Below are 13,830 nucleotides of genomic sequence, written 5' to 3'. Positions count from 1 at the left end.
CATCTCCTCCAATGGTCGGCCCCGACACTCGCGCCCGACGCTTCCCGAACGTACCGGCATCCCGTCGTGGCCACCTGCGGATACCAGGGCAGAACTCGCAAGCCAGGACTCCAGTGCGTGCCGAACTCGTGAAAGATTGACGGGACTTGTGAAGAGCGACAAGAATGCGGCTCGCTCGCTGTCACTGAAGCGGGCGAAGTGACGCGAGTGGCTCAGACACGGGTTGCGTTCCCACTCTCCGCCTGTCGCGGCTGCTCGCGTCCTGCCACCTCCCACACTCACGAATCCGCCAGGACACATTTTGACGCGCCTTTCACGCTCCAGAACGTCGGCCGCTGTTGCCGCAACCGCCTTCATCGCCACGGCCACTCCCCTGTTCGGGGCCGCTGCCGCCAGTGCCACACCCGCCGGCGGCTGCCAGACGGCCACGGTTCAGTACCGCCTCGTCGACGCCGCCGGAAAGCCGGTCGATGCCGACTGGACCTCTCAGGGCGGCTTCCACCAGTGGTCCGCCGCCCCCGGCACCGTCGAGGTGCGGCTGGCTCCGGGGCAGACGGTCGGCGAGGGCTGCAAGTACCCGGTCTCGCTGGCCGAATACACCACCGAGGGTCCCAACTGGTACACCTCCGGTCTCCAGACTCTCACCGATCACGCCACGGTCTATCTCGGCGCCGAGGACCTCCCCGGCGCCGACGACGCCAAGCGGACCTGGCAGAAGCTCAAGGTGAAGACGCCGGACTGCTATGGACAGATCGACCTGTACGGCGACGACGTCATCTACGACGGCGGGTCGGGCAAGGGTCATGGGCCCGCGCCCTACCAGCCCGACAACGTCGTCACGCCCTACCACCTGATCGCGGCGTGGAACGGCGGCGACAAGTCGTGCACCCCCGAGCAGCCGAACTCCCCCACGCCCCCTGCCTCCCCGTCCACTCCGGACAGCCCGAGCAGCCCGCCCGCCAGCCAGCCGCCCGCGGACCAGACGACTCCGCCCCCCACCTCCTCCACTCCGCCCACCACCCCGGACGTCCCTCCGCTGGAGTCGACGCCCCCCACCGCCCCGGCGCCCTCGCCCAGCGACAGCACCCCGCCGCTGGCCGAGACCGGTTCGAGCGCACCGGTCGGCCTGATAGCCGGCGGCGCCGCCGCGGTGATCGCCCTTGGGGCGGCCGCCCTCTACGGCACCCGCCGCACACGGCGCTCCTGACCGGGACCGCAGCCGGCACCGCCACGCGGTGAGTCATCCGGCAGTTTCGCCCCGGGCACCAGGACACCCGGTCGGCCGGGACAAGGCCTGGGGCGAAACGTTGTGGTCGCCATGCTGGGAGTGCTCCAGTCCGCGTCGCCCAGACCGCCCTCCGGGCGTGCCGCCGAGACACTCGACGTGCACCGTCTCGACGTCGGAGAGTTCCTGCCGGGCCGTCAGCCCCGGGGTCGCGACCGTGAGTTCCTTCGCGGAGCGCAGTTCGTGGGCGAGGGCGCCCACGGTCGATCCGGCGTCCAGCAGCACGGTCTCGCCGGCGCGCACCTCGCCGGCGGCCCGGCGTGCGCTGGCGCGCCTCTCCTCGAACGCCTCGCCCGTACGCTGCCGGAGCGACGCCTCCGGGTGGGCGGTCAGCGCCATCGCGCCGCCGTAGGTTCGGGCCACCGACACGGACTCACTCGCCGACGGCGAGGCCCCGGACGATTCGGTGACGACGGCGGTACGGCAGACCCCCTCGACCGCGTTCTGGGGCGCCCCGCGCGCGCCGCTCAGCCTCGCCCTCTCGTCCGACGGCGGTCTGACCTGGCCGCGGCGCGCCGACCTCGTGACCGGCGACGGCTACTGCCTCACCAACAACTCCCGCGACGGCCGCGAACTGTCCTATCCCTCGACAGCGCAGACACCGGACGGCGCCCTGCCCATCGCCTACACACACCACCGCAAGGAAATCCGCCACATCAGGCTCCTGCAGATCACACCGTCCGCGCGGATTCTTCGCATGCTCGGAGAGATGGAGAATTGAGACGGAGATCGAGGAGTGGAAGCGTCTCGCGGAATTGATCGAGAATGCCTTTGACGGGCATTGAGCTCGGGGGCGAATGCCATGTAGACGCCCAGCGAGAATCGACACCGTCTGTTGTCATTCGGACTGCTCAACCGCGCTTTGAAACGGCATCGCTTCCACGCTGCCACATTTCATAATTCCCACATTCTGCCGTGATCTCGGCCGTCGCCTGAGCCGCGGCGAAGAAGTCATCCACCACGGACGAGGTGCGCGCCGCCGCCGCGAGGCACACCTGCTCGGGCGCCAGATCCGGGATGGGCACATAGATGACGTCCGGATGCGAGGAGAACACGGACGCGGAACGGGCCAGGAAGGAGATGCCCCGGCCGGCCGCGACATGCTCGAGCGTCTCGTCCACCCCGCGCACCTGGTACCCGGCGTTGGGGTGCGGGCGCCTGGTGGGCTGCGTACTCGGGTCGGCATGCCAGACCAACGGTTCGCCGGCCAGGTCGGCCTCGGTGACCTCCTCCTTGCCGGCCAACCGGTGACCGGCGGGCAGCACCGCCACCCGCGGCTCGGTGTACAGCGGGCTGACGCGCAGGCCGGTCTCGTCGATGGGCAGCCGCACATAGGCGACGTCGATGCGGCCGTCGAGCAGCATCGGAGCCTGGTCGTCCCCTTCGATCCGCTGCACGTCCACGACCACGTCCGGGTGCCGGACCTCGAACGCCCGCGCTGCCGGGATGACCGGGATGCCGGCCCGGAAACCGACCATCAGCCGTCGGCTGCCGCGGGCGGCCGCGGACACGCGGCGGCGGACCGCGTGCGCGGAGGCGAGCAGCGGACCGGCATCGGCCAGCAATTGTCGGCCCGCGTCGGTCAGCGCCACGCCGTGGCGATCCCTGGTGAACAGCGAGGCGCCGAGATCCTGCTCGAGCGCGCGGATCTGCCGGCTGAGCACCGGCTGCGCGATATGCAGCTCATCAGCGGCGCGGCCGAAGTGCAACTGATCGGCCACGGCAGCGAAGTAGCGCAGTTTGCGCAGGTCCATATCCTCCATGGCGCCTCCCAATCCGGTGATGCCTTCAGGGTATCACCACGACTAAAAGAAGTCTTGGACACCCGCTCAGGCCAATGGCAGCCTGAATAGGTACCTATTGAGACCGAAGCCAATTCGGCACTGTTTCGGATACCCATCAATTCAACGGAGTGATCGTGGGAAAGCTCGATGGCAAGGTAGCGGTGATCACCGGCGGATCCACCGGCATGGCACTGGCCGGCGCCAAACTTTTCGTCGAGGAAGGAGCGCACGTCTTCATCCAGGCCCGGCGGCAGGAGGCACTGGACGACGCCGTCAAGCTGATCGGCCGCAACGTCACCGCCGTCCAGGGTGACGCGGCCGAACTGGACGACCTGGACCGCTTGTACGACACCGTCAAGCGGGAAAAGGGATCGATCGACGTGCTGTGGGCCAGCGCCGGGATGGGCGAATCCGCCACCCTCGGCGAGATCACCGAGGAACAGTTCCACCGCGCCTTCTGGCTCAACGCGCGCGGCACCCTGTTCACGGTGCAGAAGGCACTGCCGCTGATCAACGACAACGGCTCGATCTTCATGACCGGATCCAACGCCTCCCTCGGCGCCTTCCCCGGCTGGAGCCTCTACGCGGGAAGCAAGGCCGTCCAGCAGGCCTGGGCCCGCGTCTGGCTCAACGAACTGCGCGACCGCAAGATCCGCGTCAATGTCCTGACCCCCGGCCAGGTCGCCACCGCCAAACAGGAAGAACTGTTCGACGAGGCGACCAAGGCCGCATTCGAGTCCCTCATCCCCCGCGGAAAGATGGGCCGCCCCGAAGAGATCGCCACCGTCGCCCTGTTCCTCGCCTCCGACGACTCCAGCTACGTCAACGGCCTGGAACTGGTGACCGACGGCGGCACCACCGCCATCTGAACCACAGTCGCAGCAACGAATCGAACGGGAAGAGAGCACACCTCATGAGCGGCATCACCCTCATCGGTACGGGAAACATGGCCCGTGCCATCGGCACGCTCGCAGTGGCGGGAGGCAATACCGTCGAGGTCATGGGACGCGATCAGTCCAAGGCCGATGCCCTGGCCAAGGCTCTGGGCGGCGGCGCGACGACGGGCAAGTGGGGCGCGGTCCCGGCCGGGGACATCGTCATCACGGCCCTGTTGTACGACGGTGTCGTTCCGGTCGTCGCGGAGTACGGAGACGCCCTCGCGGGCAAGGTCATCGTCGACATCAGCAACCCCTTCAACGCCACGTTCGACGGACTGGCCCACAGCGAGGAGACCTCGGTCGCGCAGGAAGTCGCCAAGGTGGCCCCGGCCGGCGCCGGCGTGGTGAAGGCGTTCAACACCATCTTCCGTAATGTCCTGGAGAAGGGTCGGCCCACCGTCTTCATGGCCGGCGACGATGCGCAGGCCAAGGCGGGCGTGGCGGCATTCATCGAGAGCCTCGGGCTGCGCCCGCTGGACGTCGGCGGCCTGAGCATGGCGCACTGGCTGGAAGGAATGGGCCTGGTCACGGTGGCCCTCGCCGGCAACGGGGTTGGCCACTGGGACTTCGCCCTCGGCGTCAACGAATTCACCGGCTGAGCCCCGGGGCCGAGCAGTCGGCGACCACGCCGTACGCCCTGACCCTGGTTGGTGGATCGCCGACTCGCTGATGTCGGATATCAAGGTCGGCGAATGATCGTGTCCGCTGCGCCTGTCGGGGAGCGTTCGCGTTCCGGGCCGGAGCACTACTTCTCCCGCAGTTCCTGCTCGCGTACTCGTCCTCGTTCATCGGGAGGACCTCGTCGAACTGCCTTCGAGAACGGCACTGGGCGCCCTGGGTCAGGTAGGGCCTGCCCGGGGCGAAGCCCCCCGCACGGCGCTCGGTGCGGGCACCACCCAGGTCGGCACCATCCGGATCGACACCCGGACCGTGACCGTCCCCGCCCCGAAGGTCGACCTCGGCGACGGCAGCGTGTGGCGCGGCTTCACTTCCGGCGGAGCGCTCGGTCAGTACGCCGCCGCGGTCACCGCTCGTCTCGCGCGAGGTCGGGTCCTCCCGTAGGGTCACGGTGCCGCCACGGCAGAAGGGGCCTACGGCCCGGGTCGCACGTCGGCCGAGCCGCGGAGATGAGGAGTGCCCATGTCTGGACAGTTCGAAGCGGTGGTCGAGGTCGATCGGCCCGTGGAGGAGGTGTTCGCCTACCTCGCCGACGGGCGCAACGATCCTCAGTTCAGCCCCCGGGTCCTCACCATCGAGAGGATCCCGGACACCCCGACCGCTGTGGGCACGGTCTTCCGCAGCGCCGTCAAGGACGCGGGCATGAAGACCGCCCGGGAGTTCCGCATCACCGAACTCGAAGCGCCGGTGAAGCTTCGCTGGGCCGAGGTGTCCAAAAACAGCGTGACGGTGCGCGAAGGTGGCTACGACCTGGAAGCCCTGGCCGACGGCAGGACTCGCGTCCGTATCTTCAACCATCTCGAGGGCCATGGTCTGGGCAAACTGCTGGTCGGTCTGGCGCTCGCCGCGGCCCGCAAGGACGCCCCTGCCTTCGGCACCCGGATCAAGACGGCCGCCGAGAAGGCGATCGTTGCCGGCTGATGCCTCCAAGGGCAGCCCAAGACCGCCCTTGGTGACCGGCGGCGGCCGGCTGCGCCGCCGGGCCTCCAGGACGGGACAGGGCCGGCACACGACCCGAGACACGACCTTCTGATGTCCACGGTCGTCGGCCGCGAGGCCCGTTCAGCCAGAAAAGTCCTGCTGTGGGTCGTCGAACAACGCGAGAAGAGCCGTGATCCGCTTACCGACGGGCTCTCTGCGTACCTCGATTCCCTGTACCACCGCCATCACGATCTCCAGACCGTGCTGGCCCACCCGACCGGCGTCGGCGGCGCGGGCCAGCGGAAGCGTCGGATCGGTGTCCCACACCTCGATCTCCAGCACGGCGTCGGCGATGCGCAGCATCAGCAGCACCGGCCCGGGCGCGTATTTCAGCGCGTTGGTGACCAACTCGCTGACCACCAGCTGCCCCAGGTCCATGGCGCGGGCCGACACCGGCAGCCCGTACTCGCCCTGCACCCGCGTCAGGAACTTCGACGTCTGGGCCCGAGCGTCGGCGATACAGCCGTCCGCTCCGTCCAGAGCCACGGTCACCTCGGCAGGTGCGGCTTCCGGCATCCACGCACACTCCTCAGGCAGGACCCGCAGCCTGCCGACCATCTCCAATACCCCGTTCATGGGCGCGCGGATACCCCGTCATACCCGCCTTACTCCTGTGCCGCGCTGTTCTTGTGTCGTCCAGGAACCAGAGCGCCGTCTCATGCATCGTGCTCGGGCTTCCTGGGCAACGGTGGCACCAAGGACGTGACAGCCCCCATCGAGTGCGCAGAGGACCCAGTGGCAGACAACCGGGAAGCAGTGGGACACGGCAGACTGTCCGTGGTCCGGACCGACGCCGACGACATCACCGTGCTCGGCCTCGACGGAGAGATCGACCATCAGAGCGTGGGCGGCCTGACGCGGGCCCTGTCTCTGGCCGACGCCCCAGGAGGGCACCGGGTGGTCATCGATCTGAGCGGGGTCACCTTCATGGACTCCAGCGGTGTCAACGCTCTGATCGCCGCCTTCCAGTCCGCTCAGGCCGCGCAGGGATGGCTGCGCCTCGTGGTGGTGCGGGGCGCCGTGCTGCGCACCTTGCAGCTCGTGGGACTCGACACCGTCGTCCCCTGTCACCCCACCCTGGAGGAAGCCCTCGCGTCGGCACACCCAGGCGCGTGAAAATCGGGCCGGGTACCCGGGATCACTCCCCCCATGCCGACTTCACACCGTCTATTTTCGGCCTGACACAACGCTTCCACCAGGCTTTTGTCGCCGCTGCGCACCTGGGTTAATCTTCGACGGATTTCTCATCGGGCAGTTCCGTGGGGTGCGGAATTGTCGCTGGTGAACGGGCCCTTGACGAGCCCGGCACGGTTCCGAGTCCTCGGTGCGGGGGCTCTTGGGGAGCGGAACGAGGGTGGGCATGAGCAACACGTCGACTCAGGACCGGGAGAAGGCTCCGGGCGAGCAGGAGCTACGGCAGTTGCTGGCCGGGCTGACCGCCGTGCGCGACGGCGACTTCGGTACCCGGCTGCCGTCCGACGGACAGGGCCTGCTGGGTGACATCGCCACGGTCTTCAACGGCATGGTCGACCAGCTGTCCGTGTTCACCTCGGAAGTCACTCGGGTGGCTCGCGAGGTGGGCACCGAGGGCACGCTGGGCGGCCAGGCCGAGGTGCCGGGAGTCTCCGGCACCTGGGCGGATCTGACCGAGTCGGTCAACGCGATGGCGGGCAACCTGACCACCCAGGTCCGGGACATCGCCCAGGTGGCGACGGCGGTGGCCAAGGGCGACCTCTCGCAGAAGATCGACGTGCCCGCGCGCGGGGAGATCCTTCAGCTGAAGGAGACCGTCAACACGATGGTCGACCAGCTCTCCGCCTTCGCCGACGAGGTCACCCGCGTCGCCCGAGAAGTCGGCAGCGAGGGCCGCCTCGGCGGTCAGGCCCAGGTGCCCGGAGTGGGCGGTGTGTGGCGGGACCTGACCGATTCGGTCAACTTCATGGCGGGAAACCTCACCTCCCAGGTCCGCAACGTCGCCCAGGTGACGACGGCGGTGGCACAGGGCGACCTCTCCCAGAAGATCACCGTCGACGCCCGCGGCGAGATCCTCGAACTCAAGAACACCATCAACACGATGGTCGACCAACTCTCCGCCTTCGCCGACGAAGTCACCCGCGTCGCCCGAGAAGTCGGCACCGAGGGCCGCCTCGGCGGGCAGGCCGACGTCAAGGGCGTCAAGGGCACCTGGCGCGATCTCACGGACTCCGTGAACTTCATGGGCGGCAATCTCACCGCGCAGGTCCGCAACGTCGCCCAGGTGGCGACGGCGGTGGCGCAGGGCGACCTCTCCCAGAAGATCACCGTCGACGCCCGCGGCGAGATCCTCGAACTCAAGAACACCATCAACACGATGGTCGACCAGCTCTCCGCCTTCGCCGACGAAGTCACCCGCGTCGCCCGCGAGGTCGGTACCGAGGGCAACCTCGGCGGGCAGGCGATCGTACGGGGCGTGTCGGGGACCTGGAAGGACCTGACGGACAACGTCAACGTGATGGCGTCGAACCTGACCGGGCAGGTCCGTTCCATCGCCCAGGTGGCCACCGCCGTGGCGCGCGGCGATCTCTCCCAGAAGATCACGGTGGAGGCCAAGGGCGAGGTCGCCGCCCTGGCGGACGTCATCAACACCATGGTCGACACGCTCTCGGCGTTCGCCGACGAGGTGACCCGCGTCGCCCGCGAGGTCGGCACGGAGGGCCGCCTGGGCGGTCAGGCGCACGTGCCGAACGTGGCCGGCACCTGGAAGGACCTCACGGACAACGTCAACTCGATGGCCAACAACCTCACCGGGCAGGTGCGCAACATCGCCCTGGTGACGACGGCGGTGGCCAACGGCGATCTGTCGAAGAAGATCGACGTCGACGCCCGGGGCGAGATCCTGGAGCTGAAGACCACCATCAACACGATGGTCGACCAGCTGTCGTCGTTCGCCGCCGAGGTCACCCGTGTCGCCCGCGAGGTCGGCAGCGAGGGCCGGCTCGGCGGACAGGCCGAGGTGGAGGGCGTCGAGGGCACCTGGAAGCGGCTGACGGAAAACGTCAACGAACTGGCCGGGAACCTCACCCGGCAGGTCCGCGCGATCGCCGAGGTCGCCAGCGCCGTCGCCGAGGGCGATCTGACCCGCTCCATCAACGTGGAGGCCTCCGGCGAGGTCGCCGAGCTCAAGGACAACATCAACTCCATGGTGGAGTCCCTGCGCGAGACCACCCGGGCCAACCAGGAGCAGGACTGGCTCAAGACCAACCTGGCCCGGATCTCCAGCCTGATGCAGGGCCACCGCGATCTGCCCGTGGTCGCCGAGCTGATCATGGACGAGCTCACGCCGTTGGTCTCGGCCCAGTACGGCGCCTTCTACCTGGCGGAGGACACCGTGCGCGGGCCCGAGCTGCGGCTCGTGGGTTCGTACGGCTATCCGGACGACGACGAGCGGCCCACCCGTATCCCGGTCGGGCGCTCGCTGGTCGGGCAGGCCGCGCGCAACCGCCGTACCGTCACCGTGGAGGAGCTGCCCGCCGGGTACGTCGTCATCTCCTCGGGCCTCGGGCACGCCCTGCCCACCGCACTGGTGGTGCTGCCCATCGTGGTCGAGGAGCAGGTCCTCGGCGTGATCGAGCTGGCGTCCGTCACCCGCTTCACCCAGATCCACCAGGACTTCCTGGCGCAGCTGATGCCGACCATCGGTGTCAACCTCAACACCATCGTCGCCAACGTCCGTACCGACGAGCTGCTGGACGAGTCCCAGCGGCTGACCGCCGAACTCCAGGCCCGCTCCGAGGAGTTGCAGGTCCAGCAGGACGAACTCCAGCGCTCCAACGCCGAACTGGAGGAGAAGGCCTCCCTGCTGGCCTCGCAGAACCGCGACATCGAGGCCAAGAACCTCCAGATCGAGCAGGCCCGGCAGGAACTGGAGACCCGCGCGCAGCAGTTGTCGCTGGCCTCCAAGTACAAGTCGGAGTTCCTGGCCAACATGAGCCACGAGCTGCGCACCCCGCTCAACAGCCTGCTGATCCTGGCCCAGTTGCTGGCGCAGAACCCCTCGCGCAACCTCACCCCGAAGCAGGTCGAGTACGCGGGCATCATCCACTCGGCGGGCTCCGACCTGCTCCAGCTGATCAACGACATCCTCGACCTGTCCAAGGTCGAGGCGGGCAAGATGGACGTCGCCCCCGAGCGGGTCCCGCTGCGCCAGCTCCTGGAGTACGTCGAGGCGACGTTCCGCCCGATGACGACGCAGAAGAGCCTGGACTTCACCGTGGCCACCGCGCCCGGCACCCCGGCCGACCTGCTCACCGACGACTCCCGGCTGCGCCAGATCCTGCGCAACCTGCTCTCGAACGCGGTGAAGTTCACCGAACAGGGCAGTGTGGAGCTGCGGATCGAGCCCGCCGCCGACCGGGAGGTCCCGCCGGGCGTGCACCGGGGCGGCCCGGTCGTGGCGTTCCGGGTCAAGGACACCGGTATCGGCATCCCGCAGCAGCAACTGGAGACGATCTTCGGGGCGTTCCAGCAGGCCGACGGGACGACCAGTCGCAAGTACGGCGGCACAGGGCTCGGTCTGTCCATCACCCGGGAAATCGCCCATCTGCTGGGCGGCGCGGTCACCGTCGACAGCATCCCCGGCCAGGGCAGCACCTTCACGCTGTACCTGCCTGTCGCTCGCGCCGACTTCGAGGAACTGATGGAGGGCGGCGGACGGCCGGCGGAACAGCCGTACGACACCTCCGCTTCCGAGGAGGAGGCGGCCGAGCCCCGGCAGCTCGCCGCTCCCGCGCCTTCCCCCGAGCACCGCAGACGCCGTCTTCTGGTCATCGAGGAGCGCCCGCGCGGTCTGCTCACGCTCGTCGCCGAGCGGGCCGTCGCCGACCTCGCGTACGACTCCGACGATCCGCACGGGGGGATCGACATCATCACGGCGGTGGGGGCGCAGGAGGCGGCGAGCACGCTGGCGGCCGACCCCTGCCACTGCGTCGTCCTCGAACTCGGCATGCGGCACGACGAGGGCGCCGACTTCCTGGCGGCCATGCGCGGCGACTCGGCGCTGGCCAGCGTGCCGGTCCTGATCCATACCGGACACCGCGTGAACCTCGGCCAGGAGCAGGGGCTGCGGGCTCTGGCGGGCGACCGGCCGCTGGACTTCCTGGCCAGCCTGGACGATCTGCGCGAGCGCATCACCCTGCACCTGTCGGCCGAGCAGCCGGGCGACGTGCTGTCGCTGGTGCGTTCCGAGGAGCCGCAACGACCCGTGGCGCAGGTGGTGGACGACTCCTTCGTCGGCCGGACGGTCCTCGTGGTCGACGACGACGCCCGCAACCTCTTCGCGCTCAGCGGGGTGCTGGAACTGCACGGCTTCCACGTCCTGCACGCGGACAACGGCCGCAAGGGCATCGAGATGCTGCTCGCTCACCCGGACATCTCGCTGGTCCTGATGGACGTGATGATGCCGGAGATGGACGGTTACGCCGCCACCACGGAGATCCGCTCGATGCCGCAGTACGCGGAGCTGCCGATCATCGCGGTCACCGCGAAGGCCATGCCCGGCGACCAGGAGAAGAGCCTCGCGTCGGGTGCCAACGACTACGTCACCAAACCCGTCGACACCGGCGACCTCATCGCCCGGGTCCGGCGGTGGCTGCCCGCCTGAACCCACGCCCAGACCAGCAGCCGACCGCGTGACGTCCCAGCCCAGGAACAGGCCCACCGTGAGTGATCTACGTCAGCCGCCCGAGCCCCGGAGTCCCGCCGTGGACAACCGGGCCACCGTCCACGGAAACGACAGTGACGGGCAGTCCTCTCCCGTCGGCAGACTGGCGGCGACCGTGGAGCGGCTGCGCCGGGAGGTACGAACCGCGCAGGCCGAGGCGGACGGGCGGGCCCTGATCGAACTGGCCAAGGGCATCCTGGTCGAGCGGCTGGGCTGCGGTCCGGCGCAGGCCTCGCGGCAGCTCGCCGAGCTCACGGCGCAGGCGGGTGTGACGCCGTTGGAGTTCGCGGTCGAGGTGATCAACCAGGCCTCGCGCGACCGGGTGTCGGAGGTGTCCAGTGCCTTCCTCGCCGCGACCGCCGACCCACCGGACGGGCACTCCTCCGCCGTACGGCTGCGCACCGCCGAGAGTGGTGCGCTCGCCGCCCAGGACACCCAGGCCGTCGCCGACTCCCTGCTGGAACACGCGCTGACCCCGCTGGGCGCGGAGGCGGTGGCCATCTGGGCCCTGGGTGCCGACGGGTCCCTCGCCCTGGCGGGCAGCGCCGGGTTCTCCACGGCCGAGGCCGGACGCTGGCGGCATGTGCCGCCGGGCGTGACGACCGTGGCGCGCCGTGGGCTCGCCGAGCGCACCGGGCAGTGGATCCGCAGCCTGTCCGAGATCGGGCTGCCGTCCATCGGCCAGCACCACCACTCCGACGGCGGCCGGGTCGCCGTACCGGCGGAGACCGGCGGGCGTATCCACGGCGTCCTGGAGATCGCCTGGGCCGCGCCGCTGGAGCCCCCTCCCCCGCAGATCGTCCGCCAGGTCGAGGCGCTGGCCGAGTTGTGCGCGCACACCCTGGAGACGTACGCCCTCCACCATCCCGACGGCGCCCCGCACCCGCGCGTCCTGCCGGACGTCTCCGAGCTGATGGATCTGGCCGACGGCCTCCACGACCCGGCGCTGGTGCTGGTGCCGCACCTGGACTCCGACGGGCACCTCGTCGACTTCCGCATCCACCACGTCAACAGCCGCTTCCTCGACCCGGCGGGCCGGCCGCGGGGCGTCGTGAGCGGCGCGCTGCTGCTGGAGGCGTACCCGATGGCCGCCGGTCAGAGCGAGCTGTTCGAACGGATGGAGCGCGTCTACGCCACCGGTGAGCCCTTCCGCGCCCACCGCATGCGGCTCACCGCCCTGGTGGACGACGTCCCGCTCGCGGCCGTCGCCGACATCAACATCAGCCGGCACGGCGGCAGCGTCCTGCTCATCTGGCGCATCGAGGACGAGACGGCGCGCCTGGCGAGCCTGCTCCAGCACGCCCAGCGCCTGGGTCGCATCGGCGGTTTCGAGGAGAACCTGCTGACGGGCGAGATCACCTGGAACGGTCAGCTCTACCACCTCTACGGCAGGCCCGTCTCCGACGCCGCCGTGCCGCTGGAGGACCTGCCCGCCCACGCCCACCCCGACGACGCCATCGCCATCGGACGGTTTCTGCGCACCCTGCTCCACCAGCGCCGTCCCGCGTCCACCGCGTTCCGTCTGCAACGCCCCGACGGGGTCACCCGCCACATCCGGATCGTGGCGGAGCCCGTTCTCGACTCCGCCGGTCAGCTGTATGTCGTGCGCGGCGCCTACCAGGACATCTCCGCCCACCACTGGACGGAGGTCGCCCTCGCCGCCACCCGGGACCAGCTCGCCCACAGCGAGCAGCAGGCCAGCGAACGCAACCGGCTGACCCTGCAGTTGCAGCACGCCATCATGCCCCCGACGCGGGCGCCGCTGGAGGTTCCGGGGCTGGACGTGGCGGTGCGCTACCGGCCCGCGGAGACCCAGCATCTGGTCGGCGGTGACTGGTACGACGCGGTCGTGCTGCCGTCCCGGCTGGTGCTGGTGTGCGTGGGCGACGTCGCCGGGCACGGCATCGAGGCGGCCACCAGCATGGTCGTCCTGCGCAACGCGCTGCGCGGGCTCGCCGTGACCGGCGCCGGGCCCGGCCAGCTGCTGTCCTGGCTCAACATGGTGGCCCACCATCTGACCGGCGCCGTCACCGCCACCGCGGTCTGCGGCCTGTACGACCCCGAGAACAACACCCTGCGCTGGGCGCGGGCCGGGCATCTGCCGCCGGTCCTCGTGCGCGGCTCGGATGCGGCACCGCTGCCGCTGGTCAAGGGGCTGCTGCTGGGTGCCGTACCGGAGGCCACATATGAGGAGCACGAGGTTCAGCTCGCCGTCGACGACACGCTGCTGATGTACACGGACGGTCTGATCGAACGCCGGGACCGGTCCGTGGAGGAGTCCCTGGCTCAGTTCCTGACGATCGCACGGGCCGTCCCGCCCACACTGGACCAGCAGTTGGACCGTCTGCTCACCCACAGCAGGTCCGACACGGACGACGACACCTGCATCGTGGGAATCCGGGTGGCAGGAGGCGCGGTCGGCCTCAGTGCCGCGCCACCGCCCGCAGCGTCTTGACCGAGGGGTCG

General features: G+C 69.6%; 12 protein-coding genes. 9 read left to right on the top strand and 3 right to left on the bottom strand.

All coding sequences use genetic code 11. The annotated features are described in order from the left end of the window. Positions 1 to 301: 301 nt before the first annotated feature. Entirely contained in the window at positions 302 to 1,207 is a 906-nt protein-coding gene (locus tag OG841_RS44175) for a hypothetical protein (protein ID WP_371569973.1), read from the top strand. A 33-nt stretch (positions 1,208 to 1,240) separates the two neighbouring features. Here the strand turns inward: OG841_RS44175 and OG841_RS44170 are convergent, their stop codons facing one another. Beyond that, a complete protein-coding gene (locus tag OG841_RS44170; protein ID WP_365120432.1) occupies positions 1,241 to 1,654 on the bottom strand; it encodes a hypothetical protein in 414 nt (137 codons plus the stop codon). A 37-nt stretch (positions 1,655 to 1,691) separates the two neighbouring features. Here OG841_RS44170 and OG841_RS44165 point away from each other — a divergent pair, with 37 nt between their 5' ends. After that, positions 1,692 to 2,006 (top strand): hypothetical protein, encoded by a 315-nt coding sequence (locus tag OG841_RS44165; RefSeq protein ID WP_365120429.1) that lies wholly within the window; start codon positions 1,692 to 1,694, stop codon positions 2,004 to 2,006. A gap of 130 nt (positions 2,007 to 2,136) precedes the next feature. Here the strand turns inward: OG841_RS44165 and OG841_RS44160 are convergent, their stop codons facing one another. Further along, positions 2,137 to 3,048, bottom strand: a complete 912-nt coding sequence (locus OG841_RS44160) for a LysR family transcriptional regulator (RefSeq protein WP_365120427.1) — start codon at positions 3,046 to 3,048, stop codon at positions 2,137 to 2,139. 155 nt (positions 3,049 to 3,203) lie between these two features. On the opposite strand from OG841_RS44160, the gene OG841_RS44155 reads away from it, so the two are divergent. The 4 genes from OG841_RS44155 (at position 3,204) to OG841_RS44140 (ending at position 5,606) form a co-directional block, all read left to right on the top strand. Continuing rightward, positions 3,204 to 3,938 (top strand): SDR family NAD(P)-dependent oxidoreductase, encoded by a 735-nt coding sequence (locus tag OG841_RS44155; protein ID WP_365120425.1) that lies wholly within the window; start codon positions 3,204 to 3,206, stop codon positions 3,936 to 3,938. A gap of 44 nt (positions 3,939 to 3,982) precedes the next feature. Continuing rightward, complete coding sequence (locus OG841_RS44150) at positions 3,983 to 4,606, top strand: NADPH-dependent F420 reductase (RefSeq protein ID WP_365120423.1); 624 nt, start codon at positions 3,983 to 3,985, stop codon at positions 4,604 to 4,606. Positions 4,607 to 4,937: 331 nt separating this feature from the next. Next, a complete protein-coding gene (locus OG841_RS44145) occupies positions 4,938 to 5,069 on the top strand; it encodes a hypothetical protein (protein ID WP_365120420.1) in 132 nt (43 codons plus the stop codon). A gap of 78 nt (positions 5,070 to 5,147) precedes the next feature. After that, positions 5,148 to 5,606: an SRPBCC family protein gene (locus tag OG841_RS44140; RefSeq protein WP_371569970.1), complete on the top strand. Its 459-nt coding sequence runs from the start codon at positions 5,148 to 5,150 to the stop codon at positions 5,604 to 5,606. A 141-nt stretch (positions 5,607 to 5,747) separates the two neighbouring features. Here the strand turns inward: OG841_RS44140 and OG841_RS44135 are convergent, their stop codons facing one another. Further along, on the bottom strand, positions 5,748 to 6,182 hold the full coding sequence (locus OG841_RS44135; RefSeq protein ID WP_328636218.1) for an ATP-binding protein: 435 nt from the start codon (positions 6,180 to 6,182) through the stop codon (positions 5,748 to 5,750). Between the two features lie 219 nt (positions 6,183 to 6,401). Between OG841_RS44135 and OG841_RS44130 the strand changes: the two genes are divergently transcribed. From OG841_RS44130 to OG841_RS44120, 3 genes are all read left to right on the top strand, one after another. Then, positions 6,402 to 6,782, top strand: a complete 381-nt coding sequence (locus OG841_RS44130; RefSeq protein ID WP_365120419.1) for an STAS domain-containing protein — start codon at positions 6,402 to 6,404, stop codon at positions 6,780 to 6,782. Between the two features lie 244 nt (positions 6,783 to 7,026). After that, positions 7,027 to 11,304 carry a HAMP domain-containing protein gene (locus OG841_RS44125; RefSeq protein ID WP_365120418.1) on the top strand — a complete coding sequence of 1,426 codons (4,278 nt, stop codon included), beginning with the start codon at positions 7,027 to 7,029 and terminating at the stop codon, positions 11,302 to 11,304. Positions 11,305 to 11,404: 100 nt separating this feature from the next. Beyond that, positions 11,405 to 13,819: a SpoIIE family protein phosphatase gene (locus OG841_RS44120; RefSeq protein WP_365120531.1), complete on the top strand. Its 2,415-nt coding sequence runs from the start codon at positions 11,405 to 11,407 to the stop codon at positions 13,817 to 13,819. The last annotated feature ends 11 nt before the right edge of the window (positions 13,820 to 13,830 follow it).

The sequence above is a fragment of the Streptomyces canus genome (genome assembly GCF_041435015.1).
Lineage (GTDB): Bacteria > Actinomycetota > Actinomycetes > Streptomycetales > Streptomycetaceae > Streptomyces > Streptomyces canus_G.
Note: the sequence above shows the minus strand (reverse complement) of the source record. Positions and strands in the feature narration are given on the sequence as shown.

What these genes read in the sequence shown, in the direction of transcription:
- OG841_RS44160 (WP_365120427.1), bottom strand. Translation starts at nt 3,048, where the DNA reads ATGGAGGATATGGACCTGCGCAAACTGCGCTACTTCGCTGCCGTGGCC.
- OG841_RS44150 (WP_365120423.1), top strand. Translation starts at nt 3,983, where the DNA reads ATGAGCGGCATCACCCTCATCGGTACGGGAAACATGGCCCGTGCCATC.
- OG841_RS44140 (WP_371569970.1), top strand. Translation starts at nt 5,148, where the DNA reads ATGTCTGGACAGTTCGAAGCGGTGGTCGAGGTCGATCGGCCCGTGGAG.
- OG841_RS44135 (WP_328636218.1), bottom strand. Translation starts at nt 6,182, where the DNA reads ATGCCGGAAGCCGCACCTGCCGAGGTGACCGTGGCTCTGGACGGAGCG.
- OG841_RS44125 (WP_365120418.1), top strand. Translation starts at nt 7,027, where the DNA reads ATGAGCAACACGTCGACTCAGGACCGGGAGAAGGCTCCGGGCGAGCAG.